The following is a 23,014-nucleotide window of genomic DNA, read 5'->3' on the forward strand; positions in this document are numbered from 1 at the left end:
GCGTCATAGACTAAATATAAGTTTAGCCTATGAACGCTAAGTTACTAACCTAATAGGCTCAATGCAAGTTGAGGACGTTGGTTAGCTTGACTAAGGATACTAGAACTTGCTTGTTGCAAGATTTGGTTACGAGTTAACGCCGCCGTTTCTGCAGCAAAGTCAGCATCTTTAACACGTGATTTCGCAGCTGATAGGTTTTCAGAGATATTTGATTGGTTACGAATCGTTGACTGAAAACGGTTTTGAACCGCACCAAGCTCGGCACGCTTTTTATCAACTACAGCAATTAGATCATCCATACCCGCAAGTACAACTTGAGCATTTACTTGCGAAGATACACTAATAGCAGTAGCAATAAATCTTTGTGCAAAAGTATCATCAGCTAATGCTGCACCACCGATATCAGAAGCACCTTCTGCCAACGCAGACAAGCGGTTACCTGTTACCGCACTGGCGATGCCAGCAATACCTGATAACGTGAAACCACCATTTGCTGTAATACGGTTAACAGCAGCAGTACCACCTACATCACGAAGGCTAAAACCAATAGTTTGTACAGCATCAGCACCTACTTGGAATGACGCTTTATAAGTACCATCTAATAAGTTCTGACCACCAAAAGTTGTATCTTCCGCTACACGGTTAACTTCTGACATTAGTGAACGAATTTCTTCTTGAAGTGCCAAACGGTCTTCATCTGTATTAGAACCATTTGATGCTTGTTGCGCCAAAGTTCTGACACGTTGGAACATGGTAGTTAACTCATCCATTGCACCTTCAGCCGTTTGAGCTAGTGAAATACCATCATTAGCATTTCGAATACCCTGATCTAGACCATTAATTTGGCTAGTTAAACGGTTGGCAATTTGTAAGCCCGCCGCATCGTCAGACGCACTGTTAATGCGCAAACCAGACGAAAGTCTTTTAAATGAGTTATCTAAGGCGTTGCCAGAGTTATTTAACTGACGCTGAGCATTTAAAGAACTCACATTAGTATTTACATATAAAGCCATACAGCCTCCACTTATGTTTTAAATCGAATACCACCTTAATTACCCCTAATTAGATGAAATCCGAGCGAGATTTATTCTCTATCTAAACATATCGGCGCTAATAAAAATTACTTGAGACTTTTTTGCAAAATAATTTGAAATATATTTATCTTATTGAAAACAAATAATATTAAATTTGATTTTTTAAATGAAAATAGAGAAAGGGAAGGTTTACACCTTCCCTTTTAGTTGAGTCGAGAGCATGACTCTATAGAATAAGCAGCAATCGTCAAAACTTCATCCTAAAGTTGGCACAAGATATGCTACTTATCTTGTACGCGAATGTGAGAGAGGTTCGCGATTAATGATGACTTTTGTTTATACAGCCTCCACGCTCATATACAAAAACACCATTAATTTTTAGCGCCCTTATCGAATTACCCCATACGATAAGGGCGCTCTCTACCAATTATAATGTTACACTCTCACAAGTAAGTAAATACCTGCAACATACTGCTATAACTAATAGATTTGCTACCAGCGGCAAATTTTTGCCACTTAAAATTCAACTTTTACCGCTAATTCAACAAACTAAGTGCCGCTTGAGGTTTTTGGTTTGCCTGGGACAAAATAGTTTGACTCGCTTGTTGAATTATTTGGTTCCGTGTAAGTTCTGCCGTCTCACTGGCAAAATCAGTATCCTTAATTCGAGACTTCGCAGCAGACAAATTCTCCGAGATATTCGATTGATTTCTAATAGCTGATTGAAAACGATTTTGAAGTGCACCTAACTCCGCTCTTTTTTTATCAACCACTGCTATTAATGAATCCAAACCAGCCAAGATCACTTGTGCATTAGTTACACTAGATACCGAAATAGCTGTTGCGATAAATGAATTAGCAAAAGTCTCTGTAATTGCATTACCATCAATTTCAGACACACCAGCTACCAAGGCTGAAAGCTCATTACCTGTTACCGCGCTTGCGATACCGGCAATACCTGACAAAGTAAATCCACCATTTGTCGTTAATCGGTTTACCGCAGCCGTACCCCCGACTCCTTGCATACTAAAGGTAATAACTTGATTGGCATCAGCGCCGACCTGTATTACCGATTTATACGAGCCATCTAGAATATTCTGACCACCAAAGGTAGTATCTTTTGCTATTCGGTTAATTTCAGTCATTAACGCCCTAACTTCTTCTTGGATAGCTAGTCGGTCACCTTCTGAATTAGAACCATTTGCAGCCTGACCGGCCAGGGTTCTAACACGTTGAAACATTTGTGTAACTTCTTCAATTGATCCTTCAATGGTTTGCGCCAAAGAAATACCATCATTTGCATTTCTATTGCCTTGTTGAAACCCTAGAATTTGGGATTGTAATCGATTAGATATTTGTAACCCCGCAGCATCATCTGATGCACTATTAATCCTAAGGCCCGTTGAAAGTCTTTTAAATGAAGTATCTAGCCTAAGACCTGAATCACTCAGTTGTCGTTGAGCATTGATTGAGCTGACATTGGTATTTATATATAACGCCATTTCAACAACCTCTAAAGCCATTCATATCAAACACGATAGTGTTATCAATTTGCGCGTATTTTGTACCTGCCCCTTTTTGTATTGTTGAGAAGGAGGCAGGTACATTTATTACGCTAAACCCTTTTTATTACCTGTTAGGGTAATATCAGCCAACTAATAGAGAAGTTAGTTGGCTTACCCACTAACATTAAGTGAGTTAAGCTGCTTCTAGCCTAATAAACTTAAAGCTGCTTGTGGGCGTTGGTTTGCTTGACTTAAGATTGTTTGACTTGCTTGTTGCAAGATTTGGTTACGGGTTAACGCAGCCGTTTCTGATGCAAAGTCAGCATCTTTAATTCGTGATTTCGCTGCTGATAAGTTTTCAGAAATGTTAGCTTGGTTACGAATTGTTGATTGGAAACGGTTTTGTACCGCACCAAGTTCTGCACGCTTTTTATCAACTACAGCAATAAGTGAGTCCATACCAGCTAAGATAACCTGAGCATTAACTTGCGAAGACACACTTACAGCTGTTGCAATAAATGCCGCAGCGAATGTATCTGTTGCTAATGCTGCACCACCAATATCAGAAGCACCTTCGGCTAACGTTGATAGTCGATTACCTGTAACCGCACTGGCAATACCAGCAATACCAGATAATGTAAAACCACCGTTAGCAGTTATACGATTTACTGCAGCTGTACCACCAACATCTTGAAGGCTGAAGCCAATTGTTTGTACGGCATCAGCACCTACCTGGAATGACGCTTTATAAGTTCCATCAAGTAAGTTTTGACCACCAAAGGTAGTATCTTCAGCTACACGGTTAACTTCAGACATTAATGCACGAATTTCTTCTTGAAGCGCTAAACGGTCTTCATCAGTATTTGAGCCATTTGAAGCCTGTTGTGCTAAAGTTCGTACACGCTGGAACATTGATGTTAATTCATCCATTGCACCTTCGGCAGTTTGTGCCAAAGATATACCATCGTTTGCGTTACGATTACCTTGGTTTAAACCTTGAATTTGAGACTCAAGGCGGTTTGAAATTTGTAGACCCGCGGCATCATCAGCTGCACTGTTGATACGAAGGCCAGAAGATAGACGTTTGAATGATGTATCTAACGCGCCACCTGAATTCATTAATTGACGCTGTGCATTTAACGAACTTACATTAGTGTTTACATATAAAGCCATAATAATACTCTCTTTACTCGGTTTAACATATTTAGTTAATAAAGGTACTAACGCTCTCACCCGTTAGACCCTGACCGAAGCTCTCACCCCCCGGACAACCACCTTATCGGCGGTATTTTTTTTTCCTTTAGTATTATTTGGCTTTTTTTAATTAATTTTTAAATTCATTATTTTTCAGCAAGAAAAAAGCCCTGAAAGTAAACCTTCAGGGCCATCTTGTGTCGCTTTTGAGTTATTAAGTACTTATTAACCTTGTAATAAACTTAATGCTGCCTGTGGACGTTGGTTTGCCTGACCAAGAATCGTCTGAGACGCTTGTTGTAAAATCTGGTTACGTGTCAGTGCCGCCGTTTCTGCAGCAAAATCTGCATCTTTAATACGCGATTTAGCTGCTGACAAGTTCTCAGAGATATTCGCTTGGTTTCGAATTGTCGATTGGAAGCGATTTTGCACCGCACCTAGCTCAGCACGTTTTTTATCAACTACGGCGATAAGCGAATCAACACCAGCCAAAATAATTTGTGCATTTACCTGTGTCGACACACTAATAGCTGTTGCGATAAATGCTGCTGCAAATGTATCTGTTGCTAGCGCTGCTCCACCAATATCTGATGCGCCTTCAGCTAACGTAGATAGTCGATTGCCTGTAACCGCACTGGCAATACCTGCAATACCAGATAACGTAAAACCACCATTAGCGGTCATACGGTTCACAGCAGCAGTTCCGCCAACATCTTGCATACTAAAGCCGATGGTTTGTACTGCATCAGCACCCACTTGGAATGCTGCTTTGTATGTACCATCAAGCAGGTTTTGTCCACCAAAGGTAGTATCGGTTGCAACACGATTAACTTCTTCTGCTAGTGCTCTAATTTCTTGTTGAAGCGCTAAGCGATCATCACCGGTATTAGAACCGTTAGCCGCTTGTTGTGCTAACGTTCGAATACGCTGAAACATTGACGTCATTTCATCCATCGCACCTTCAGCAGTTTGCGCTAGAGAAATGCCATCATTCGCATTTCGGTTACCTTGATTAAGGCCTAATATTTGAGATTGCAAACGGTCAGAAATTTGTAAGCCCGCCGCATCGTCAGCTGCACTGTTAATACGTAAACCAGACGATAAACGCTTGAATGACGTATCTAGTGCATTACCAGAACTACTTAATTGTCGCTGTGCATTCAATGCACTTATATTACTGTTTACATATAAAGGCATAACTAACCTCTCTTCTGTTTATATTTTGACACACTTATAAAAAGCAAAAGTGATGCCAACAATGAAATTGGGTTAAATAAAGTTAAATAAACTTAACCCTTGAATTTTGACGTAAGTTTGCTGAGCGGCCTGTAGAGCAACCTTTGACTGCTCAAACTCAGTCACAGCAGCAGCAAAATCTAAATCTTCTATAGAGGATCGACCTTGCTCCATTAGTAACTCGTTGTCTTGGTGATAAGCACTCTGGGTTTGCAGCAATTGCAAATTAATGCCGGCATCACCTTGCCGCGTCGATATATGATTTAATGATGCGTTGATTTGACTTAGCAGGTGACCATATTCTGCCTCGTGCTCTGATGCGTTATTGGCAGGGCTTGGTACTGAAACCCACTCTATTGCTTGCTTTATCGTTTCAAAAATACTGATTGTTGGCTGGGCATTTAAAATAACTTGATCACCTGGCGATGGCGTACCGTCTAACGAAATATCCATCCCGGCAAAGCCATATGACTGCCCCGCAACATAAGGATCAAATGTGACAGTATTTGCCGCATTATCGGTAATAGTAAGCTCAATATTGCCATCGGCATTGGCATCTGTGAAATCTAAGGTATACGGAGCGTTATCAGCATACACACCACGATCATCAATAACAGCTCTACTCACAAATAGCCCAGTACTACTTGTTGTATAGTCGGCACTGAAGTCACCCAACGAATTATTTACTAGTTCAAATACTTCATCGCCTGGCTGATTTAACGGTACGGAAACACTTTTTGAAATTTTTAATTCACGAACGCCATTGTCGCCGTTATATATTACTGAGTTATCTGGCTGTACTGAAAACGGCTTTTTATCAATTTGATAGCCAGAAAATACATAACCGCCAGTTTCATCTTTGGTATTAGCAATATCGAGCACTTGTTCTAAATTTTGACGGAGTTGCTCGGCAAGAGCAGCTCTATCATCATCAGACATTGCGCCATTATTCGCTTGAATTACCGTAGTTTTTATTTGATTTAATACATTCTGTGCCGATGCTAATTGAACTTCCGTTAATGAATTACGATTAGTGCCTTGAGTGATATTGCGACGATATAAATCGATCGATTGCAATTCATCTTTATAACCAATTAAAGTGCCGTATTGCACGCCGTTATCTTTGGCGGTCATCACCTTTTTACCCGATGCTAAGTAGGCAGATTGTTGGTTTAATTTCGACTCATTGCTCATCATATGCTTAGTGCTTTGTAAGAACACTTGTGATGTTGATACTCTCATGTCTTACTCCTAACGCGCCGAGTTTAACAAGGTGTCAAAAATAGTACTGGCAATAGAAATTATTTTTGACGAAGCTTGATAAGCTTGCTGAAACTTCAATAAATTTGCCGCTTCTTCATCTAAGTTCACCCCTTTAACCGCCTGATTACGGTTATAAGATTGGGTATATAGCGCATCAGCGGTATCTGCTACTAATTGTGCTGATTTGGCATTAGTACCAACTCTTGCGGTAGCAACAGCTAAGTTTTGATTAAAGGTGTCGCGACCATTATTTAGAATGCCTTGATCTTTGGTATCGGTCATATCAAAGGCATTGTTACCATTACCTAAACCAAAACCGTCAGTCAGTTCGAATACTTCTGGACCATTAGGCGTTAAACCAACTAAGGTGCCTTCAATTTCAATATCAAATGGCCCTAAAGTGATAGTTTGTGAAGGTGGTGTATAAGGCGCTGTTGCTGTAACTGCACCTGTGTTGTCATATAAGGTGTAGGTATAAGTACCACTACCAGCTGGCGCATCTTCAATAATTTCCAAGCGCATATTGTCTGTAGCACTACTAACTAATGCTCTAGCGGCGACAGGATCAGAGATATTGGTGATCCTAACATTCCCTGCGTTTATGTTATCGGTAGAACGAGTCACTTGTACTGGCGAACTAGCAGCGACGCCTTCACCATTTTCCAGTACTCTTGTCATCAATGCGGCACTATTTTCACCAGGGCGAATTAAAAATTTATCACCTGCTGCTGGCACGCCTGAAGCTTCATCAAACTCAAAACCAAATGTTGTCGTAAATGGGCCAGCACCCGCTGCACCTAATACGCTGGTCGCTCCAGTATTTAAATTGGTTAATTGATAATTCGCGCCATCATATTCAATTTCAAATTCATCGCTGGATAATTGGCCAAGATCAGTAACTCGCACTTCGCCAATCACATTACCAGCATTATCTGAAAAAGCTTGCGAGCGACCCTGCATTAACAGCGTAGAGTTAACATCGTTATATAAATTACTACCTTGTTGGGCGTTTAAGTCTAACCCTTTACCTTGAATATCATTTAATGTTGAAGCGATAGCTGTCGCGATTCGGTTAATATCTGCTCGTGCCTTCGATAAATCGTTGTCGCGATATTGAAATTTAGCGCCTAGCTCACCGCCCATGGTTTTTTCATTTAACGCTAATCTTGTAGTGCCACTCACTAATTCCAGTGATGTTTGCGATGGATCTGGATCGCCAGCTTTAACTTCAACCGCTAATGCAGTTTTACCAGTAACTAAGGTAGTGCCACCGCCTATCATAATCGTCATCACACCGTTATGATCTTCAATAGCATTAACTTTGGTGTACTTACTTAGCTCAGCAATTAAACGATCTCGCGAGTCTAATAAGTCATTTGGCTGACCATTGCCGTCAGCACTTTTGTTTTGCAATACTTGATCGTTAATACGAGCAAGCTCTTGAGCTATTTCTGTGATCTGGCTGGCGATTTGTACAATTTCACCATTAACTGACTTTTCAAGTTGAGTTAATTGACCGTCAATTGAATTGAAGTTACTAGCAACAATACCTGCCTGACTCAACATCATATTGCGTAAGCCAAGATTACTAGGATCATCGGCAATCGAGTTTATTGATACATATAACTGTTCGATACTTGAGTTAATCGATTCGCCAGAACTACTCATGATGTTATTAAGTTGATCTAAGCTAGCATTAAGTCCGTCAGCAAAACCTAAACTTGTTTGGTTGAGTAATTGTTCTTTTTGGGCAAATTCGTCATAAATTCGACGTATGTCAGTAATATAAGTACCTGAACCAATATAATTATCACCATTATACAAACCAATTTGCGGGCTTTGCTCTGCTCGCTGACGGCTATAACCTTCGGTATTAACATTGGCGATATTATGGCCTGTTGTTGCTAACTGCTGCTGTGCGGCCAATAAGCCACTAACACCAGTTTGATACAAATTAACAGACATACGCTAAACTCCTCGGTTATCGAGGAGTGCTCGATAACAACTTAATTACTTAATAAATTGGTGACGGTTTTTAACGTTCCCATTATTTTATCGGCATAATTGGGATCGGTTGCGTAACCAGCTTTTTGTAATCCTTGCAAGAAGTGCTCCACATTTTCAGGATTTGCTAAAGCTTCTTGGTAACGCTGGCCAGAAGAAAGGAAATTAATGTAGTCGCCAACACTGTCGGCAATGGAATCATAAACACGGAACGGCTCATTTTTCTTAACTAAAGCGCCTTGTTCATACTCAAGAGTATCTTTATGGGTTTTAGTGCCCTGCCAACGGCTATCCGCCTTGATATTAAATAGGTTATTTGAGCTTTGTCCTTGGTTATTTTTTATGATTTTTTGCCCCCAGCCTGTCTCCAGTGCGGCTTGGGCAATAACCACTTCAAAAGGTACACCTAGCTGCTGCTGTACTTGTTGGGCAGGCTCTTTAAGCGCATGAACAAAATCTTTTGGCTGACTAAATTCAGTGGTAGCTTGGCTATTATTCACTGGTTGAGTAACCGAATCAGACTGACGATTATTTGACGATCCGGCTAGATATTGCTCCGCCATATTGACTACTGACTGAGCTTTAATCGTTCTATTGTCAGTTCGTAACACTGAACTTGGGGTGAATTTATCATCGCCACCACCTAGTTGACGCTCAATTAATGCTGCTAACCCTAACGAACCATTGGCCGACATTTCTACCGCAAGTTGCTGGTCATGCATATCGCGATAGAACTTTGTCGACTGAGAATTAAATGGGCTGTCCGATGCCAAAACATCTTGTGCTTCACGCATACTTTTTAGCAGCATTTGCATAAAGATCGACTCAAATTGCTGCGCAGCTTCTTTTAATGCAGCTTTTTTTGATGCTTGATCCGTTTGATTGGCTTGTTGACGAATATTGTTTAAGCCATTTAAATCAAGAAAGTTACGTGCATCAGCAATTTTATTGTCCATTACCGTCTCCTAGCCGCTCAATTAAATGATGATAAGCTCGCCGCGTAGCGCACCGGCTTGCTCAAGCGCCTCTAATATCGCCATGACATCGCCAGGCCCCGCGCCTACTTCATTAATTGCACGCACTAAGGTGTCTAGCGACACACCAGGGTTAAATACAAACATCCGCGAATCATCTTTATTAACATCAATAATTGAATTTTGTGTCACCGCTGTTTCACCTTCGGCAAAGGCATTTGGTTGCGTAACTTCTTGTTGTTCATTAATCGTAACGGTAATGCCACCGTGGGTTATTGCAGCCGCTAATAACCTAACATCTGCGCCAATCACAATCGTACCGGTACGTGAGTTAACAATTACTTTTGCTGCAGGCGAGTCTGGTTCAAACTCTAAATTTTCTATTAAGGATAAAAAGCTAACGCGATCCGCGGCATCTCGTGGCGCAGTTACATTAACTGATGTTGCGTCTACTGCCCGGGCAGTACCTGCAATAAAATCATTAATGGTATCAGCCATGCGTTTAGCGGTAGTAAAATCTGAATTACGTAAATTTAACGTAATGTGATCGCCCGACATAAACGGTGAAATAACTTCACGCTCGACGGTCGCGCCATTAGCGATACGGCCAACCGTTGGTGTGTTGATTACAATTTTCGAGCCATCTAGCCCTTCTGCACCTAAACCACTCACCACTAAGCTGCCTTGTGCTACAGCATAGGCATTGCCATCAATCCCCATTAAAATAGTTTGCAGCAAAGTGCCACCACGTAAACTTTGCGCACTGCCCATCGAGGAAACGGTAATATCAATTTTTTGACCGGGTTTGGCGAATGCAGGTAATTCAGCATGAACGGCAACAGCAGCAACATTTTTAATTTTAGGTTTTAAGTTCGCTGGCATAGTAATGCCGAAGTTACTCAGCATGGTTTTAAAACTTTGCTCAGTAAATGGACTTTGCTCGCCAGTTCCAGGCAAGCCAACCACTAAACCGTAGCCAACCAATTGGTTCGAACGCACACCTTGAACATCTGCCAAGTCTTTAATACGTTGGCCGTAGGCAAGCGATGAAACCAATAACGTAATTGTTGTTAATACGATACTGCAAATTTTGATCAATTTATTCATATTAACCTCCGGTTTTACTTGTGTTGTTGTCATTACCATTACCACTAAAGTGGCCACCAGCTGCTACTAAAAAATCGCGCTAACCAGCCTTGTTCTTGAACATCGGCAAAGGTGCCTGTGCCTGCATATTGAATGCGCGCATTAGCAACTTTGTTTGACACTATGGTATTGCTTGAAGAAATATCCTGTGGGCGAATAATGCCAGTTAAGCGAATATATTCATCGCCGTTATTTAACGTCATCCATTTTTCACCACGGATCATTAAGTTACCGTTAGGCAAGACTCTAAGCACATGAACCGAAATATTGCCGCTTAAGCTATTACCTTGGTTAGCTTTCGAGTCACCTTTAAAGTCAGAATCTTGGTTATAGCCAAACTGCAGTGAATTACCTTTCACCGTAACTGGCAGGCCATTAAGTCCAATAAGTGGATCCATAGTGGCGCTGTTTTCTTTCTTCAATTCAGTTTTAGCATTTTTCTGTGCTTGGGTACTTTCGCTTAAAATCACTGAAATAATGTCACCGACTCGGTGAGCTTTAGAATCAGAATAAATATTGTTGACGTAGTTGGCCTTAAATAACGAACCTGTTGGCACCACGACCTCTTCTTCAGTTTCTGGCAAAATTGGCGCAAAGTCCGGATCATTGGGTAAAATTTTCGCCTGTTCAACACTGGCACACCCGGCTAACAAGGCGATTAAAATAAAAGTAGTTACCTGTTTCATTACGGCCTCCTTAGCGAGCTATAACTGCTGATTGATATAGCTAAGCATTTGATCAACGGCAGAAATAACTTTTGAGTTCATTTCATAAACCCGTTGGCTTTCAATAAGATTCACCAATTCTTCGGTGGTGTTAACGTTCGACGTTTCCAATGCCCCTTGCACTATCATGCCGTAACCTTCCAAGCCAGGCACACCTTCTGTAGGTACACCACTTACCGCAGTTTCGGTATATAAGTTTTGACCAATTGGCTCTAAACCTGTTGGGTTAATAAAGTTAACGGTATTGATTTGTCCAACTACGGCATTTTCCGCCTGTCCTTGCAAACGTACTGATACTTCACCATCTTGCGAAACATTAATTTCTAATGCATCTTCTGGAATAGTGATTTGTGGCTGCATTAAATAGCCAGCACCTGGGGTTACAATGTTACCCTCTTCATCCATGGTAAATTGACCATTGCGAGTATAGGCTGACGTACCATCTGGCATTAATATTTCAAAGAAACCTTCACCTTGAATCATTAAGTCCAATGAGTTATCAGTAGTAACCATGTCACCTTGGGTATGAATTTTTTGGGTCGATACTACTTTGGCACCAGCGCCTAACATTAAACCTGATGGCATTTCGGTATCTTGAGCACTTCGACCACCTGGTTGGTTAATGGTTTGATATAGCAAATCTTCAAATACTGCGCGGCTTTTCTTAAAGCCGACCGTACTAGCGTTAGCTAAGTTATTTGAGATTACAGCAATTTCCTTCGTTTGCGCATCTAAGCCGGTTTTACTAATCCATAATGCTGGGTTCATAATTCACCTCGTTAATTAATTAGAAAGCACGCAATAATGAAGAACTTGCTGAATCAATTTCTTCTGCTGTTTTCATAAGTTTCAATTGCATTTCAAACTGGCGTTGCAGTGCAATCATGTCTGACATTTCACTCACTGGATTAACATTACTGCCTTCGAGTGTGCCACTACGCAGCTCAACAGTAATATCCGCTTGTTCAACCGTACCGTCTTTTCTACGGAATAAGCCGTCACTACCTTTTTCAATCAAGCGCACATCAGGGTTAACCATTTTAATTCTGGCCACTTCTTCCTGGGCATTTGCTGGCGCGCCTTCTGGCTGAACCATAATGGTACCGTCAGGCGAAATGGTAATATTACTTACAGGTAACGGCAGAAAAACGGGTCCTGCTTCACCCATCACTAACTCACCGTTTGCGGTTTCTAGCGTGCCTTCATCAGTTATTTTCATACTGCCTTCACGGGTATAAGCTTCAGTGCCATCAGCCGTTTGTACGGCAATCCAACCATCACCTTGAATAGCGACATCAAGATCTCTGCCAGTAGTTAACATAGAACCACTGTCAAAACTTTGGCTTGAACGTTCGGTCATAGCAAAAACACGTGTAGGCAGACCATCACCAAAAGCCTGCATTGATCTTGCCTGAGCCAAGTCAGCTTTAAAGCCAGTAGTTTTGGCATTTGCTAAGTTATTGGCAGTCACGGCTAAGGCATGCATGTTTTGTTTGGCACCGCTCATCGCGATATAAAGCATCTTATCCATTATGAAATCCAGTAATAAAATTCTGATATCAACTGATATAAAGGAAAATGCAAATTAGGTGCCAAGATAGAAAATAACGATGAATGAGGAATAAAAAAAGCCCTACGGTTTAAAGCAGGGCTTATTTTCAAATCTAAGAAACACTCGCTAGATAAAGTATTTGTTCGATAGTTAATTTAAACTAACTATCGAATTTGTAGGATAGTTTGGTTTAGCTGATTATCAACTTCCAGTGAACGTGAGTTTGCTTGGAAATTACGCTGCGCTGAAATCAAGTCAATTAACTCTGAAGTTAAGTTAACGTTTGATTGCTCAAGCGCTGACGAATTAATCGTACCAAAAGTACCAGAACCGGCTTCACCAGCTAACGCTTCACCCGACACTAAACTTTCTTTCCACGCTGTACCACCAACCTGAGTTAGGCCTTGGTTATTCGCAAAGTTAACTAACGCAATTCGTGATAATGGCTCAGATGTACCATTACTGTAGGTTGCTCGAACTAGACCGTCAGCGTCAATATCAAGGCCCGTTAAGCGTCCTACTGCTAGACCATCTTGCTCAAGCGCAGTCACTTCAAAACCAGAAGCAAATTGCGTTGGTTCATTAGGGTTAGGTCCTGTGGTATCTAAGTTAAAATCAACTTCAATTGTTTGCGTAGGATCTGAACCGTTAGTCAAAATGCCCGCCCCTAATGCAACACTCTCTACCGTACCTGGGTATTGACCAATAAAGTCACCACCACTTGAAAACGCCAAGCGAATCGCAGATAAGTTACCTGGTACAAGTGGACCTGTGGCAGGCAATGTCGGTGCCGCGGCTGGTGGAGCATAAGAACCAATACCATTACCCGCAGTTGCTGTTGGTTGGAAATCTACTCGCTGCCCATCAACTGAAGCATACATATCCCACTCATTTGCTGCCGCTTTACGGTAGTAGTAAGTCATAATATGACTATCACCTAACGAGTCAAAAATCGTTACCGAAGTTGAATGGTCATACGATAGCGGGTCGGTTTCATCAAACGGTGTTAACGGGTCGATAACTGCATTGCCCGCAGGTAAGTTCATACGAATATCTACTTTGCCTGTTTGTTGCGGCGCGCCAGATGCTGTTGGAATACGAATAGGTTGAGTCGTACTTAAAGCAACAGAAGCTGAAGAACCATCATCATTAACTGGGAAGCCTAATAAATGGTCGCCATTTGAGTTAACAACAAAGTTATCAGCATTTAGCTTAAATTCACCCGCTCGGGTATACGAGCGCTCTAAACTGTCGAGCTCAGGAATAGTGGCGAAAAAGCCATTACCAGTAATCGCTAAATCCAGCGCGTTATTGGTAAATTTAATACTACCTTGGGCAAACTGTTGGGCAACATCAGCGGTTAATACACCATCACCGACTTTGGTTTTACCACCAGCAAGTAATGATGCAGCATATACATCGACAAATTCAGCTCTAGATTCTTTAAAGCCAGTGGTATTGACGTTTGCAATATTATTAGACGTTACGTCTAAGTCTTTTTGTGCGGCATTTAAACCACTTAGTGATATGTTAAAAGACATAATTTCACCTCATTAAAATCTTACTGAATTAACCTTGAGTCACTTCAACGACATCTGAAAGATTCATTGAAGAGCCACCATTAAGGTTTAATACGATTTGCCCGCTAGCACCGGCTAACGTGACACTATCTACTTTGCGATACGTCATTGCTTGAAGTTCTGACGCTTGACCATCTACTAAACCTGCCACTCTAAAGCGATAAGCACCTTCTGGCGCTAGTTCGCCGGTTGATGTCATGCCATCCCAAGTAAAAACAGATTCACCGGCGGGTAAATTACCAACTGGCACTGTTTGAATAATTTCACCTGCAGTGTTTTCAACATAGATATTGACGTTACTGGCAGGTAAATCGGTAACTATTTTGCCTTTTGGCTCTTCACCGGTACTCATGCCAAAAACGTTCTCTTCTACCAAGACACTGCGACCTACTAAAGACGAAGCTTGCAACGCTTGGCTTGATGACATGGTGGCAGCAAACTCGGCAAAAGCAGTATTAAGCTGTGCGACACCATCAGTTGTTGAGAATGCAGTCATTTGAGAAATCATTTCATTATTCTCTACCGGCTTAGTTGGATCTTGATGCGCTAACTCTTGTGTCATTAGCGCAAAAAAATCTTCTTGCGTTAACATGCCATCATCATCTTTAGCAACGTCTACCGCTTCTTTTTGCCAACGTAAACCGTCTAGGCTGCTGCTTCCACTTACAGAATCCATCATTTATCTCACTTAAATTAACGTTGGCCTAAAGTTAAGGTTTTATTCACCATGTTCTTTGCCGATTCAGCGAGCTGAATATTGGTTTGGTATGAACGTGATGCGGAAATCATATTGGTCATCTCTTCAATGACATTAACATTGGGTTTATATATATAGCCGTCTTTGTCAGCCATTGGATGATCGGGTGAATATTCAACGTTAAGTGGTTTATCACTTTCAACAATACCCAATACCTTTACACCAACAGAGCCTTCTTGACCGGCGGCAGCTTTTTGCATCTCTGCGGCAAAAACCGGATGCCGTGCTCGATAAGTTTCATCTACACTACTACTTACACTGTCAGCATTAGCAATGTTACTTGCGGTGGTATTTAATCGAACAGCCTGTGCGGCCATTCCTTTACCACTAATATTAAAGACATTAAAAAGACTCATGACTATTGACCTCCAAGGGCTTTTTTCAAGCCTTGTACCTTCGAGTTCAGAAACTGAACACTCGCTTGATACTGTAATGAGTTTTCTAGATACAAGTTTCGTTCCACTTGTACATCAACCGTGTTGCCATCACCGGTATCTGGTTGATCTGGCACACGATATCCTTCACCGCTATTGAGCTCCATTCGAACATCAAAGTGCTTTTCATTGGTACGAGACATACCCATTTGTTGATTTTTTGCCGCATTGGCAAGTGCTTTTTGGAAGTCCATGCCCTTGGCCTTGTAACCAGGGGTATCGGCATTTGCAATATTACTTGCGATTATTTCTGCACGTTTGGCACGCAGAACCATCCCATCGGGATGAATGCCAAATGCTTTGTCAAAATTTATAGCCATAACGCTACCTCCAATACTATTGGAAATAGCTATTCAATATTTATGCCAAGAGGAGTGTCAAAATTATGATTGTTTCTTGTAGACGATGCCAGGGTTGCATCTAATCATATCAAATTTTTGATTTAAGCCAGAAAGGGACTCTGATGCACCTAAAAATAAATATCCATCTTTGTTAAGCACACCGTGAATTTGCGACAATATTTGCGCTTTAATTTCAGGTGAAAAGTAAATAAGCACGTTGCGACAAAAAACTATATCGAAACGCCCCATCAAACTGTAACTATTTAATAAATTAAGTGGCCTAAAGCTCACTAACTTCTTCACCTGATCTTTAACCTTTAACATGCCGTTATTGCCCGGCTCAAAGAACTGACTTTTGCGCTCTGCAGACAATCCTCTGGCCAGTGCTAAACTATCGTAATGCGCATATTTACAATGCTCAAGCATGGTTGTAGAAATATCAGTGCCGACAATTTGAACACCACCTGGAAACGAACCAGGTTTAGATTGTTGATATTCAAGTACCGACATGGCAATAGAGTATGGTTCTTGACCAGACGAGCTAGCAGCAGACCATATTTTCAATGGCGCTCGCTGACCAGCAAACTGTGGTAGCAATTGGCTTTTTAATAATTTAAAAGGGTAATCGTCACGAAACCATAACGTTTCATTAGTCGTCATGGCATCGATCACGGCTGCTCTAAGCTGTCGTTCAGTGGGGCTTAGCGTTCTTTTAACTAAAGCCGCCAATGACTCGACGTCAAACTTTGCCATTAACGGCGCTAAACGGCTTTTTACTAAATATTGCTTATTTTCACCAAGGACTATGCCACACTGCTGCTCTAGAAAAGTTCTAAAATCGTGATAACTTTTATCGTCCAGTTGTCTAGCTGACACTACAGTTTCCTACACAAATTAATTAAATGTGATCTAGTGAGTTATTTTTAACCACTTTTTCACCGCAGTAGCCAGTTCATCAGGATGGAATTTAGGAATAAAGTCTTCAGCCCCAACCTTTTCTACCATTGCATTATTAAAGACACCGCTTAACGACGTATGTAAGATCACAGGCATAGAGCGCAGTTTTTCATTACTTTTAATTTCTGCCGTTAACGTATAGCCATCCATTTCTGGCATTTCAATATCTGAGATCAGCAATGCCACTTTTTCTTCAATTGAGCGCTCGCAACTCTCAGCCATTTCATTTAGCTGAGTTAACGCATCTTGACCATTTTTTGCCAAAACCATTTTTAGCCCCAATGGCTCTAAGGCTCGACGAACCTGATTTCTTGCGACCGTTGAGTCGTCAGCAATCATAATAACTCGTTCACCAATTGCCTCACCAACTGAAGCATCGGCTACCTCTTCACTCAATTCTGTAGATACTGGGCTAATTTCATTTAAGATTTTTTCAACATCTAAAATTGACACCATTTGATTATCAATTTCAGTTACCGCGGTTAAATAGCTTGATTTACCAGCACCTTCTGGTGGCGGCATAATGTCTTGCCAACTCAATGTCGTGATTCGCTCTACGCCAGCAACTAAAAAGCCCTGCACACTGCGATTGTACTCTGCGATAATAATAAAACAATTTTCATCAAGGGGAATTTCAGGACCGCCAGTGGCTTTACTTAAATCAATCACAGAAATTGTTTGGCCACGAATATGGGCCACACCTTTAATAAAGGGATCTTGATTAGGAAGCGATGTTAAACGGGGACACTGCAAAACTTCCCGCACCTTAAATACATTGATACCAAATCTTTGTGGACCAATTAATTTAAAAAGCAATAGTTCTAGCCGGTTTTGACCTACCAACTGTGTGCGCTGGTTAACCGAGTCTAAAATACCCGCCATAATTACCCCTTTTATTTAATACCTTTGATAAAGAAGGCACAATTCTTGTTTACTGTATATAACGCTAACTTATGTGTCTGAATTTTGACATCTCAAATTTTCGCGCCTTGCATTTGTTAAGCATAGACTAGTATTTAATTTTCAATAACCTATTAAGGGCAAAAATATGAGCAAAACCAATATTTTTTTAACTTTTATCGCCCTATGTTGTCAATATTCAGTTGCTGCTTTTGCCACTAACTTTGACCGTGACTACCTTGAACACTTTGCAGAAAAAACTGTGCGTGATGGCATTCCAGATCAAGACAACAAAAAAGTATCAGTTACCGCTAATCAACTAGATCCAAGAATAGTGATTGAACCATGCGATAGTCAACTTTCGGCAAATATACCTGAAAATCACAATAGTAGAAACGTAAATGTAAAAATATCTTGTGACGGATCAAACCCTTGGTTTATTTACGTGCCCGTCAAAGTCTCAATAGAAGTACCTGTACTTGTTGCCAAGCAAGCTATCGATAAAGGCAGTGTATTAACCCAAGACAATGTCGCTATTGAATATCAAAATGAATCACAGTTACGAGGCGAAGTGCTCAAAAAGCAAGATGATGCTATCGGTGCAAAGGCTAAGCGCAATATTTATCGCGGCCGTGCAATATCTCCCAACCAAATTTGTACCGTTTGCAAAGGCGATAGTGTAACTTTAGTAGCAAGTTCTTCACTAATAGAGATTAAAACCGAAGGCACATCAATTTCTGATGGTCATTTAGGTGATGAAGTTAAAGTTAAAAATAATCGTTCTGGAAAGCTAGTCACTGGACTAGTTACTGACCTAAATAAAGTCACAATTATTTTATAAAAAAGTGTAAAGAAATTAATAAAATGGCCGATAATAATATAGAATGATTAAAGATCTTAAAGCAGGTATTTAAAATGGCTATTAATATCAATAACTTGAATAATAACGGTCAAGTTACAAGAAGTTTACAGCAACAAAATAGTGACGTGAAAAATAAATCGTCACAAGCGGCAGCTTCAGCAGCTCACTCAACAAAAGTGAGTCAAGATTCAGTGTCGCTTACACCGCAAGCTAAACAACTGAACGAATTACAGAAGAAAAATGGTGATGCGCCAGAAGTGAACCAAAAGAAAATTGAACAGCTTAAAAAAGCGATTCAATCGGGCGCTTACAAGGTGGATCCGGAAAAATTAGCTGAAAGTATAGCTAAATTTGAATTTGATTTAATATAAGGTAAGGCATGACTCCTAGCACTTCACAGCAACTTTTGGCCAAGCAACTTGAGCAGTTGCACGCCTTAGAAGCACTGTTAATTCAAGAAAAGGAAGTGTTACAACAACACAGCCCTGCAGCCTTGATAGAATTAACAAATCAAAAAGAAGCGCTACTACTAGCCATAGAAAAATTTGATAACACTATAGGCAATAATCAGCAATTTATTCAAGATAAAAAGCAAGGGCTAATTGAACAGCCTCTAGCCGAAGTACAAGCAGCACTAGCAAAGTGCCAAGAACTGAACTTAGTCAACGGGCAAATTATTAATCATTCTCAATTAGCTGTTGAACGTATGAAGACAACCCTTTTAGAACGCCATAGCAAATCATCAATGACCTATGATAATAAAGGGAAGAAAAGTGCTGGCCTTAGTAGTTTAGATATAAAAGCCTAATCAAATTCATGTACGGCTTTTACCGCTTTAAAACGTTATATTAGATAAACAACATACACAAAAAACGCCGCTAATTGCGGCGTTTTTTTAACAAAGAATTAAGCTCTAAGCCTTACTGTAATTAGGCGGACTTAGTGGTATCAGTTGCGTCCGTTTCACCTTTTGCAGTGTCTACAGTATCAGTAGATTTAGTTTGATGATCATCCTTGCTTGCTTGCTGTGAATTAGTTTGTTCAAAATCAGCATCTTGAGATATTTCATCATCGCCAACAACGTGCTCTAATTTCAATTTTTTAACTGAACGAATGGTTGTTACCGGTCCAGAGCAAGCATATAAAACAAAAATCGCCATTAATAGCTCAGCTGGACTTGCCGCAACGACGACAAACACTAATACAATTAGTAGCACAACAACAAAGTTAACTTTACCTTTCCAATCAACTTCTTTGAAACTGTTATACCTAAAGTTACTCACCATTAACAAACCTGCGGTAATAGTAATCAAGCCCATAATAAAGCCTATGTCATGGCCATCAAACTGATACTCAGTTCCGGTCCAAACAATACTCGCAATAACGCCAGCTGCAGCAGGACTTGCTAAACCTTGAAAATAGCGTTTATCGGCCACCCCTACTTGTGTGTTAAACCTTGCCAACCGCAAAGCGGCAGCGGCAACAAAGACAAATGCAGCTAACCAGCCAAATTTACCCATGCCGGAAAGTGCCCAGTTATATGCTACTAAACCTGGGGCGATACCAAAAGAAACCATATCTGCCATGCTGTCATATTCAGCACCAAACTCGCTTTGAGTATTAGTCATTCGTGCAACGCGGCCATCTAAGCCATCAAAAATCATCGCGACAAAAATCGCAATGGCTGCGGCTTCAAAATGTCCATTCATAGAAGACACTACCGCATAAAAGCCTGAAAATAGCCCTGCCGTAGTTAATAAGTTCGGTAACAAGTAAATCCCTCTACTTTGAGAATTTACTTTAGATTTTGACGACGTCATAAAGCCAACCTAATTTCCGAGAATATAAAAGGCGTAATCTAGCATATCTCCATCCTTGCCGCATTACGAATTCATACCCTAATATTTAAAAATTACTGTAATTATACAGATTTAACGTTTAGTATTAATTAAGTGTTACATTTATTTGACCCTAAAGTTTGTCTGTATAAGGCCGATTAGCATGCAAAAGTCCCTATTAACTTTACTAATAACGTCAATTTCTTTTAGCTTAGCGGCACAAGACACCACCATTTATCGCTGGGTAGATAGTAATAATGTAGTGCACTTTAGCCATGCCCCACCTACCGACAAAGATTATGCAACAGTTGACGTTAAAGTCTCTTATGCTGCACCTGCAAAATCAGACAGCAATAGTTCTAACGCCAATGATGACTTCCAAGCAGAAGAAGAAGTTTTATCAGCAGCTGAAATTGAAAAAAGAAATGCAGAAATTACTAAGAAAAACTGTGACTCCGCTAAAGAAAACTTCAAAACATTAACTAATTTTGAGCAAATTCTTGTTGAAGATGAAAACGGTCAATCTCGCGTATTAACCGAAGAAGAAAAGAAAAAGCACTTAAAACTTAGTCAAAAGCAAATGGAAAGTTACTGTAAAGACCAAGGTGAAAACTAAGCGAGTTATAGTAACGCTTTTACCGTAGTCTAACTGTTACCTTAGCCAAGCTGTGTAACTTATTCCACGCGCCTTTTCACTAAGCAGCTTTCTAATCAAAAATATCATATTAAAAGTAGGCATCTTTAATTTTGCCATATTGAAAATAGCCCCATTGACCGACACGACGCAGCGGAGCAAATGGAAACTTAGGTAAATGGCGACTAAATATTGGTAAATCTGGCATCGCTTGTTCAGCCACTTTCTCCGCCAATCGTTTGCCGGCTTGAGCTGAAAATGACAGTCCGGCTCCGCAATAGCCCATTGCATAATAAAGTTGCTGTGTATCATCATGGTGAATATGCGGAATGTCATCTAACGACATACAAATCCACCCCGCCCACGCGTGACTAATATTAATTGTATTAAGCGCTGGAAAACTTAGTTTTAACATAGCTAACAGGCGATTCGCATAATAAGGATCTTCCGCTGCGTTGCCCGTAATTGCGCCGCGTCCGCCAAATAAAATACGATTATCCGGCAATTTTCGGTAATAGTATTTTAGCGCCCGTGTATCCATCACCACATTATTAGTTTGCCAATTACAAGCAGCGATTTGCTCATCACTCAAAGGTTCAGTAACAATAATTTGCGACAAAACGGGTAAAAAGCGGTTATTCAGCCATGGGTGAAAGCCTTTTGGCGTGTAACCATTGGTAGCGAATACCACTTTATTTGCAGTTACTTGCGCCGTAGGCGTAGTCAACTGATGACGACCATTAACCTTAGTGATATTGGTTACTGGCGAGCCAATATGTATTTTTGCACCTGCTGCACGAGCAAGCTTTTGATAGCCCCAGGCAAGCTTTAAAGGATTTAAGCCAAAGCCATCTTTATAGCGGATAGCACCGTGAGCTTGATGATCATCCATATACTGGCTACGCACTTCTTGCTGCGACAGGATTTCCACTTCATAGCCAAACTGTTGCTGTTGAATATTCGCCAGTGCGACCAATTCTTTTAATTTATTGAGTTTATGGGCAACTTTTAAATAACCTGCAGGCTGAACATCACAATCAATACCGGTGGCTATCAGCCCATTCACCGTATCAACACCTGCCGCCATTTCATTGAAAATGCCGCGCATCACGTCATCGCCCCATTGGCTTGCCATTTGGCTAAACGATTTGCGACCAGAGCTTTTCAAGACAAATCCAGCATTGCGACCACTGCAGCCCCAAGCCGTTTGGTTAGCTTCAACTACCACCGCGTTAATGCCATGCTCCTTCGCTAAATGATAAGCACAAGATAAACCGGTAAAACCAGCGCCAACAATCACTACATCAATATCGTGATTGCCAGTTAATACACCATCATTTTCCGGTGCCTCACCTGAAATACTGGCCCAGTAGCTTTCAGGGTATTGTGCATTAACGCCTGGAATCGTGTCGTGTAACGGATCGTACATAAGGTAACTTCAATAAAAGATGCGGATAAATCAAAACAGTGGCAAACTATGCCATTATTTTTATTGCCGACACAAGCCATGACGACATTAATTTATCGAGAATTTACACCACAAGATTTTGAGCAAGTCATTGCCTTAGCCAACTACGTTCACGGTGATGGTTATATGGATATCGACAATACTCCCCAGTGGTATGAAAAAGGCTTAAAAAACGGTATTAATGCTGGATTTGTCGCCTATGATGGCGATAAATTGGTTGGCTTTCGCATTACGTTTGCAATCGGTAATTGGACCATAGATAAATGGTCTAGCCCAGCCCTTTGGCGTGTTGAACCGTCACAAGTTTGTTATTTTAAATGCAATACTGTTGATGAAAATTATCGCGGTTTTGGTATTGGCAGCAAATTATTGACCCTATCAATTGAAGCCGCGAAGCAACAAGGCGCACTAGCAGGCGTTAGTCATTTGTGGAAGCAAAGTCCAGGTAATAGTGCAGTCAAATACTTCACCAAATGTGGTGGAGAATTAGTGCAATCGCATCCAGATAAATGGCGTGAAGATGCGTTAAATGGTTACGATTGCATTTTATGCGGTCATGACTGCCACTGTGAAGCAGCAGAAATGATTATTTATTTTAATAAGTGATAGT

Annotated in this window: 24 protein-coding genes; 5 read left to right on the plus strand and 19 right to left on the minus strand. The window is 40.8% G+C overall.

The features are described 5' to 3' along the window. Window positions 1-44 precede the first annotated feature (44 nt). The 17 genes from ACOB82_RS11430 to ACOB82_RS11510 all read right to left on the minus strand — a co-directional run bounded on the left by ACOB82_RS11430 (window position 45) and on the right by ACOB82_RS11510 (window position 17,584). Window positions 45-1,013: a flagellin N-terminal helical domain-containing protein gene (locus ACOB82_RS11430; protein ID WP_448213122.1), complete on the minus strand. Its 969-nt coding sequence runs from the start codon at window positions 1,011-1,013 to the stop codon at window positions 45-47. A 557-nt stretch (window positions 1,014-1,570) separates the two neighbouring features. Continuing rightward, a complete protein-coding gene (locus tag ACOB82_RS11435; protein ID WP_448213123.1) occupies window positions 1,571-2,536 on the minus strand; it encodes a flagellin N-terminal helical domain-containing protein in 966 nt (321 codons plus the stop codon). A 207-nt stretch (window positions 2,537-2,743) separates the two neighbouring features. After that, on the minus strand, window positions 2,744-3,712 hold the full coding sequence (locus tag ACOB82_RS11440) for a flagellin N-terminal helical domain-containing protein (RefSeq protein ID WP_448213124.1): 969 nt from the start codon (window positions 3,710-3,712) through the stop codon (window positions 2,744-2,746). Between the two features lie 246 nt (window positions 3,713-3,958). Then, on the minus strand, window positions 3,959-4,930 hold the full coding sequence (locus ACOB82_RS11445) for a flagellin N-terminal helical domain-containing protein (protein ID WP_448213125.1): 972 nt from the start codon (window positions 4,928-4,930) through the stop codon (window positions 3,959-3,961). A 72-nt stretch (window positions 4,931-5,002) separates the two neighbouring features. Beyond that, window positions 5,003-6,211 (minus strand): flagellar hook-associated protein FlgL, encoded by a 1,209-nt coding sequence (flgL, locus tag ACOB82_RS11450; protein WP_448213126.1) that lies wholly within the window; start codon window positions 6,209-6,211, stop codon window positions 5,003-5,005. A 9-nt stretch (window positions 6,212-6,220) separates the two neighbouring features. Then, the gene (flgK, locus tag ACOB82_RS11455; RefSeq protein ID WP_448213127.1) at window positions 6,221-8,197 is read right to left on the minus strand and encodes a flagellar hook-associated protein FlgK; all 1,977 of its coding nucleotides are present in this window, start codon (window positions 8,195-8,197) and stop codon (window positions 6,221-6,223) included. Between the two features lie 41 nt (window positions 8,198-8,238). Continuing rightward, window positions 8,239-9,192 (minus strand): flagellar assembly peptidoglycan hydrolase FlgJ, encoded by a 954-nt coding sequence (gene flgJ, locus ACOB82_RS11460; protein WP_448213128.1) that lies wholly within the window; start codon window positions 9,190-9,192, stop codon window positions 8,239-8,241. 21 nt (window positions 9,193-9,213) lie between these two features. After that, window positions 9,214-10,317 (minus strand): flagellar basal body P-ring protein FlgI, encoded by a 1,104-nt coding sequence (locus ACOB82_RS11465; RefSeq protein ID WP_448213129.1) that lies wholly within the window; start codon window positions 10,315-10,317, stop codon window positions 9,214-9,216. Window positions 10,318-10,361: 44 nt separating this feature from the next. Next, window positions 10,362-11,042 carry a flagellar basal body L-ring protein FlgH gene (gene flgH / locus ACOB82_RS11470; protein WP_448213130.1) on the minus strand — a complete coding sequence of 227 codons (681 nt, stop codon included), beginning with the start codon at window positions 11,040-11,042 and terminating at the stop codon, window positions 10,362-10,364. Between the two features lie 18 nt (window positions 11,043-11,060). After that, window positions 11,061-11,849, minus strand: coding sequence for a flagellar basal-body rod protein FlgG (gene flgG, locus ACOB82_RS11475; RefSeq protein WP_448213131.1), 789 nt, complete (start codon window positions 11,847-11,849; stop codon window positions 11,061-11,063). Between the two features lie 19 nt (window positions 11,850-11,868). Further along, complete coding sequence (gene flgF, locus ACOB82_RS11480; protein ID WP_448213132.1) at window positions 11,869-12,612, minus strand: flagellar basal-body rod protein FlgF; 744 nt, start codon at window positions 12,610-12,612, stop codon at window positions 11,869-11,871. 185 nt (window positions 12,613-12,797) lie between these two features. Then, window positions 12,798-14,174, minus strand: coding sequence for a flagellar hook protein FlgE (gene flgE / locus ACOB82_RS11485; protein WP_448213133.1), 1,377 nt, complete (start codon window positions 14,172-14,174; stop codon window positions 12,798-12,800). A gap of 28 nt (window positions 14,175-14,202) precedes the next feature. After that, the gene (locus ACOB82_RS11490; protein ID WP_448213134.1) at window positions 14,203-14,892 is read right to left on the minus strand and encodes a flagellar hook assembly protein FlgD; all 690 of its coding nucleotides are present in this window, start codon (window positions 14,890-14,892) and stop codon (window positions 14,203-14,205) included. A 14-nt stretch (window positions 14,893-14,906) separates the two neighbouring features. Then, window positions 14,907-15,326, minus strand: coding sequence for a flagellar basal body rod protein FlgC (gene flgC, locus ACOB82_RS11495; RefSeq protein WP_448213135.1), 420 nt, complete (start codon window positions 15,324-15,326; stop codon window positions 14,907-14,909). A gap of 2 nt (window positions 15,327-15,328) precedes the next feature. After that, on the minus strand, window positions 15,329-15,724 hold the full coding sequence (flgB, locus tag ACOB82_RS11500; protein ID WP_448213136.1) for a flagellar basal body rod protein FlgB: 396 nt from the start codon (window positions 15,722-15,724) through the stop codon (window positions 15,329-15,331). A 63-nt stretch (window positions 15,725-15,787) separates the two neighbouring features. Next, entirely contained in the window at window positions 15,788-16,621 is an 834-nt protein-coding gene (locus ACOB82_RS11505) for a CheR family methyltransferase (RefSeq protein WP_448213137.1), read from the minus strand. Between the two features lie 33 nt (window positions 16,622-16,654). Beyond that, complete coding sequence (locus tag ACOB82_RS11510; protein ID WP_448213138.1) at window positions 16,655-17,584, minus strand: chemotaxis protein; 930 nt, start codon at window positions 17,582-17,584, stop codon at window positions 16,655-16,657. A gap of 166 nt (window positions 17,585-17,750) precedes the next feature. On the opposite strand from ACOB82_RS11510, the gene flgA reads away from it, so the two are divergent. From flgA to flgN, 3 genes are all read left to right on the plus strand, one after another. After that, window positions 17,751-18,443: a flagellar basal body P-ring formation chaperone FlgA gene (flgA, locus tag ACOB82_RS11515; protein ID WP_448213139.1), complete on the plus strand. Its 693-nt coding sequence runs from the start codon at window positions 17,751-17,753 to the stop codon at window positions 18,441-18,443. Window positions 18,444-18,517: 74 nt separating this feature from the next. Further along, window positions 18,518-18,835, plus strand: a complete 318-nt coding sequence (gene flgM, locus ACOB82_RS11520) for a flagellar biosynthesis anti-sigma factor FlgM (protein WP_448213140.1) — start codon at window positions 18,518-18,520, stop codon at window positions 18,833-18,835. 8 nt (window positions 18,836-18,843) lie between these two features. Beyond that, window positions 18,844-19,272, plus strand: a complete 429-nt coding sequence (flgN, locus tag ACOB82_RS11525; protein WP_448213141.1) for a flagellar export chaperone FlgN — start codon at window positions 18,844-18,846, stop codon at window positions 19,270-19,272. Window positions 19,273-19,393: 121 nt separating this feature from the next. On the opposite strand, the gene pssA is transcribed toward flgN, so the two are convergent. Then, window positions 19,394-20,284, minus strand: coding sequence for a CDP-diacylglycerol--serine O-phosphatidyltransferase (pssA, locus tag ACOB82_RS11530; protein WP_448213142.1), 891 nt, complete (start codon window positions 20,282-20,284; stop codon window positions 19,394-19,396). A 181-nt stretch (window positions 20,285-20,465) separates the two neighbouring features. Between pssA and ACOB82_RS11535 the strand changes: the two genes are divergently transcribed. After that, on the plus strand, window positions 20,466-20,918 hold the full coding sequence (locus ACOB82_RS11535; protein ID WP_448213143.1) for a DUF4124 domain-containing protein: 453 nt from the start codon (window positions 20,466-20,468) through the stop codon (window positions 20,916-20,918). Window positions 20,919-21,027: 109 nt separating this feature from the next. Here ACOB82_RS11535 and ACOB82_RS11540 read toward each other — a convergent pair whose 3' ends face one another. Further along, window positions 21,028-22,365, minus strand: a complete 1,338-nt coding sequence (locus ACOB82_RS11540) for an NAD(P)/FAD-dependent oxidoreductase (protein ID WP_448213144.1) — start codon at window positions 22,363-22,365, stop codon at window positions 21,028-21,030. Window positions 22,366-22,413: 48 nt separating this feature from the next. On the opposite strand from ACOB82_RS11540, the gene ACOB82_RS11545 reads away from it, so the two are divergent. Then, window positions 22,414-23,010, plus strand: a complete 597-nt coding sequence (locus tag ACOB82_RS11545; RefSeq protein WP_448213145.1) for a GNAT family N-acetyltransferase — start codon at window positions 22,414-22,416, stop codon at window positions 23,008-23,010. The last annotated feature ends 4 nt before the right edge of the window (window positions 23,011-23,014 follow it).

The sequence above is a fragment of the Colwellia sp. MEBiC06753 genome, assembly GCF_053470325.1.

What these genes read in the sequence shown, in the direction of transcription:
- ACOB82_RS11430 (WP_448213122.1), bottom strand. Translation starts at nt 1,013, where the DNA reads ATGGCTTTATATGTAAATACTAATGTGAGTTCTTTAAATGCTCAGCGT.
- ACOB82_RS11435 (WP_448213123.1), bottom strand. Translation starts at nt 2,536, where the DNA reads ATGGCGTTATATATAAATACCAATGTCAGCTCAATCAATGCTCAACGA.
- ACOB82_RS11440 (WP_448213124.1), bottom strand. Translation starts at nt 3,712, where the DNA reads ATGGCTTTATATGTAAACACTAATGTAAGTTCGTTAAATGCACAGCGT.
- ACOB82_RS11445 (WP_448213125.1), bottom strand. Translation starts at nt 4,930, where the DNA reads ATGCCTTTATATGTAAACAGTAATATAAGTGCATTGAATGCACAGCGA.
- flgL (WP_448213126.1), bottom strand. Translation starts at nt 6,211, where the DNA reads ATGAGAGTATCAACATCACAAGTGTTCTTACAAAGCACTAAGCATATG.
- flgK (WP_448213127.1), bottom strand. Translation starts at nt 8,197, where the DNA reads ATGTCTGTTAATTTGTATCAAACTGGTGTTAGTGGCTTATTGGCCGCA.
- flgJ (WP_448213128.1), bottom strand. Translation starts at nt 9,192, where the DNA reads ATGGACAATAAAATTGCTGATGCACGTAACTTTCTTGATTTAAATGGC.
- ACOB82_RS11465 (WP_448213129.1), bottom strand. Translation starts at nt 10,317, where the DNA reads ATGAATAAATTGATCAAAATTTGCAGTATCGTATTAACAACAATTACG.
- flgH (WP_448213130.1), bottom strand. Translation starts at nt 11,042, where the DNA reads ATGAAACAGGTAACTACTTTTATTTTAATCGCCTTGTTAGCCGGGTGT.
- flgG (WP_448213131.1), bottom strand. Translation starts at nt 11,849, where the DNA reads ATGAACCCAGCATTATGGATTAGTAAAACCGGCTTAGATGCGCAAACG.
- flgF (WP_448213132.1), bottom strand. Translation starts at nt 12,612, where the DNA reads ATGGATAAGATGCTTTATATCGCGATGAGCGGTGCCAAACAAAACATG.
- flgE (WP_448213133.1), bottom strand. Translation starts at nt 14,174, where the DNA reads ATGTCTTTTAACATATCACTAAGTGGTTTAAATGCCGCACAAAAAGAC.
- ACOB82_RS11490 (WP_448213134.1), bottom strand. Translation starts at nt 14,892, where the DNA reads ATGATGGATTCTGTAAGTGGAAGCAGCAGCCTAGACGGTTTACGTTGG.
- flgC (WP_448213135.1), bottom strand. Translation starts at nt 15,326, where the DNA reads ATGAGTCTTTTTAATGTCTTTAATATTAGTGGTAAAGGAATGGCCGCA.
- flgB (WP_448213136.1), bottom strand. Translation starts at nt 15,724, where the DNA reads ATGGCTATAAATTTTGACAAAGCATTTGGCATTCATCCCGATGGGATG.
- ACOB82_RS11510 (WP_448213138.1), bottom strand. Translation starts at nt 17,584, where the DNA reads ATGGCGGGTATTTTAGACTCGGTTAACCAGCGCACACAGTTGGTAGGT.
- flgA (WP_448213139.1), top strand. Translation starts at nt 17,751, where the DNA reads ATGAGCAAAACCAATATTTTTTTAACTTTTATCGCCCTATGTTGTCAA.
- flgM (WP_448213140.1), top strand. Translation starts at nt 18,518, where the DNA reads ATGGCTATTAATATCAATAACTTGAATAATAACGGTCAAGTTACAAGA.
- flgN (WP_448213141.1), top strand. Translation starts at nt 18,844, where the DNA reads ATGACTCCTAGCACTTCACAGCAACTTTTGGCCAAGCAACTTGAGCAG.
- pssA (WP_448213142.1), bottom strand. Translation starts at nt 20,284, where the DNA reads ATGACGTCGTCAAAATCTAAAGTAAATTCTCAAAGTAGAGGGATTTAC.
- ACOB82_RS11535 (WP_448213143.1), top strand. Translation starts at nt 20,466, where the DNA reads ATGCAAAAGTCCCTATTAACTTTACTAATAACGTCAATTTCTTTTAGC.
- ACOB82_RS11540 (WP_448213144.1), bottom strand. Translation starts at nt 22,365, where the DNA reads ATGTACGATCCGTTACACGACACGATTCCAGGCGTTAATGCACAATAC.
- ACOB82_RS11545 (WP_448213145.1), top strand. Translation starts at nt 22,414, where the DNA reads ATGCCATTATTTTTATTGCCGACACAAGCCATGACGACATTAATTTAT.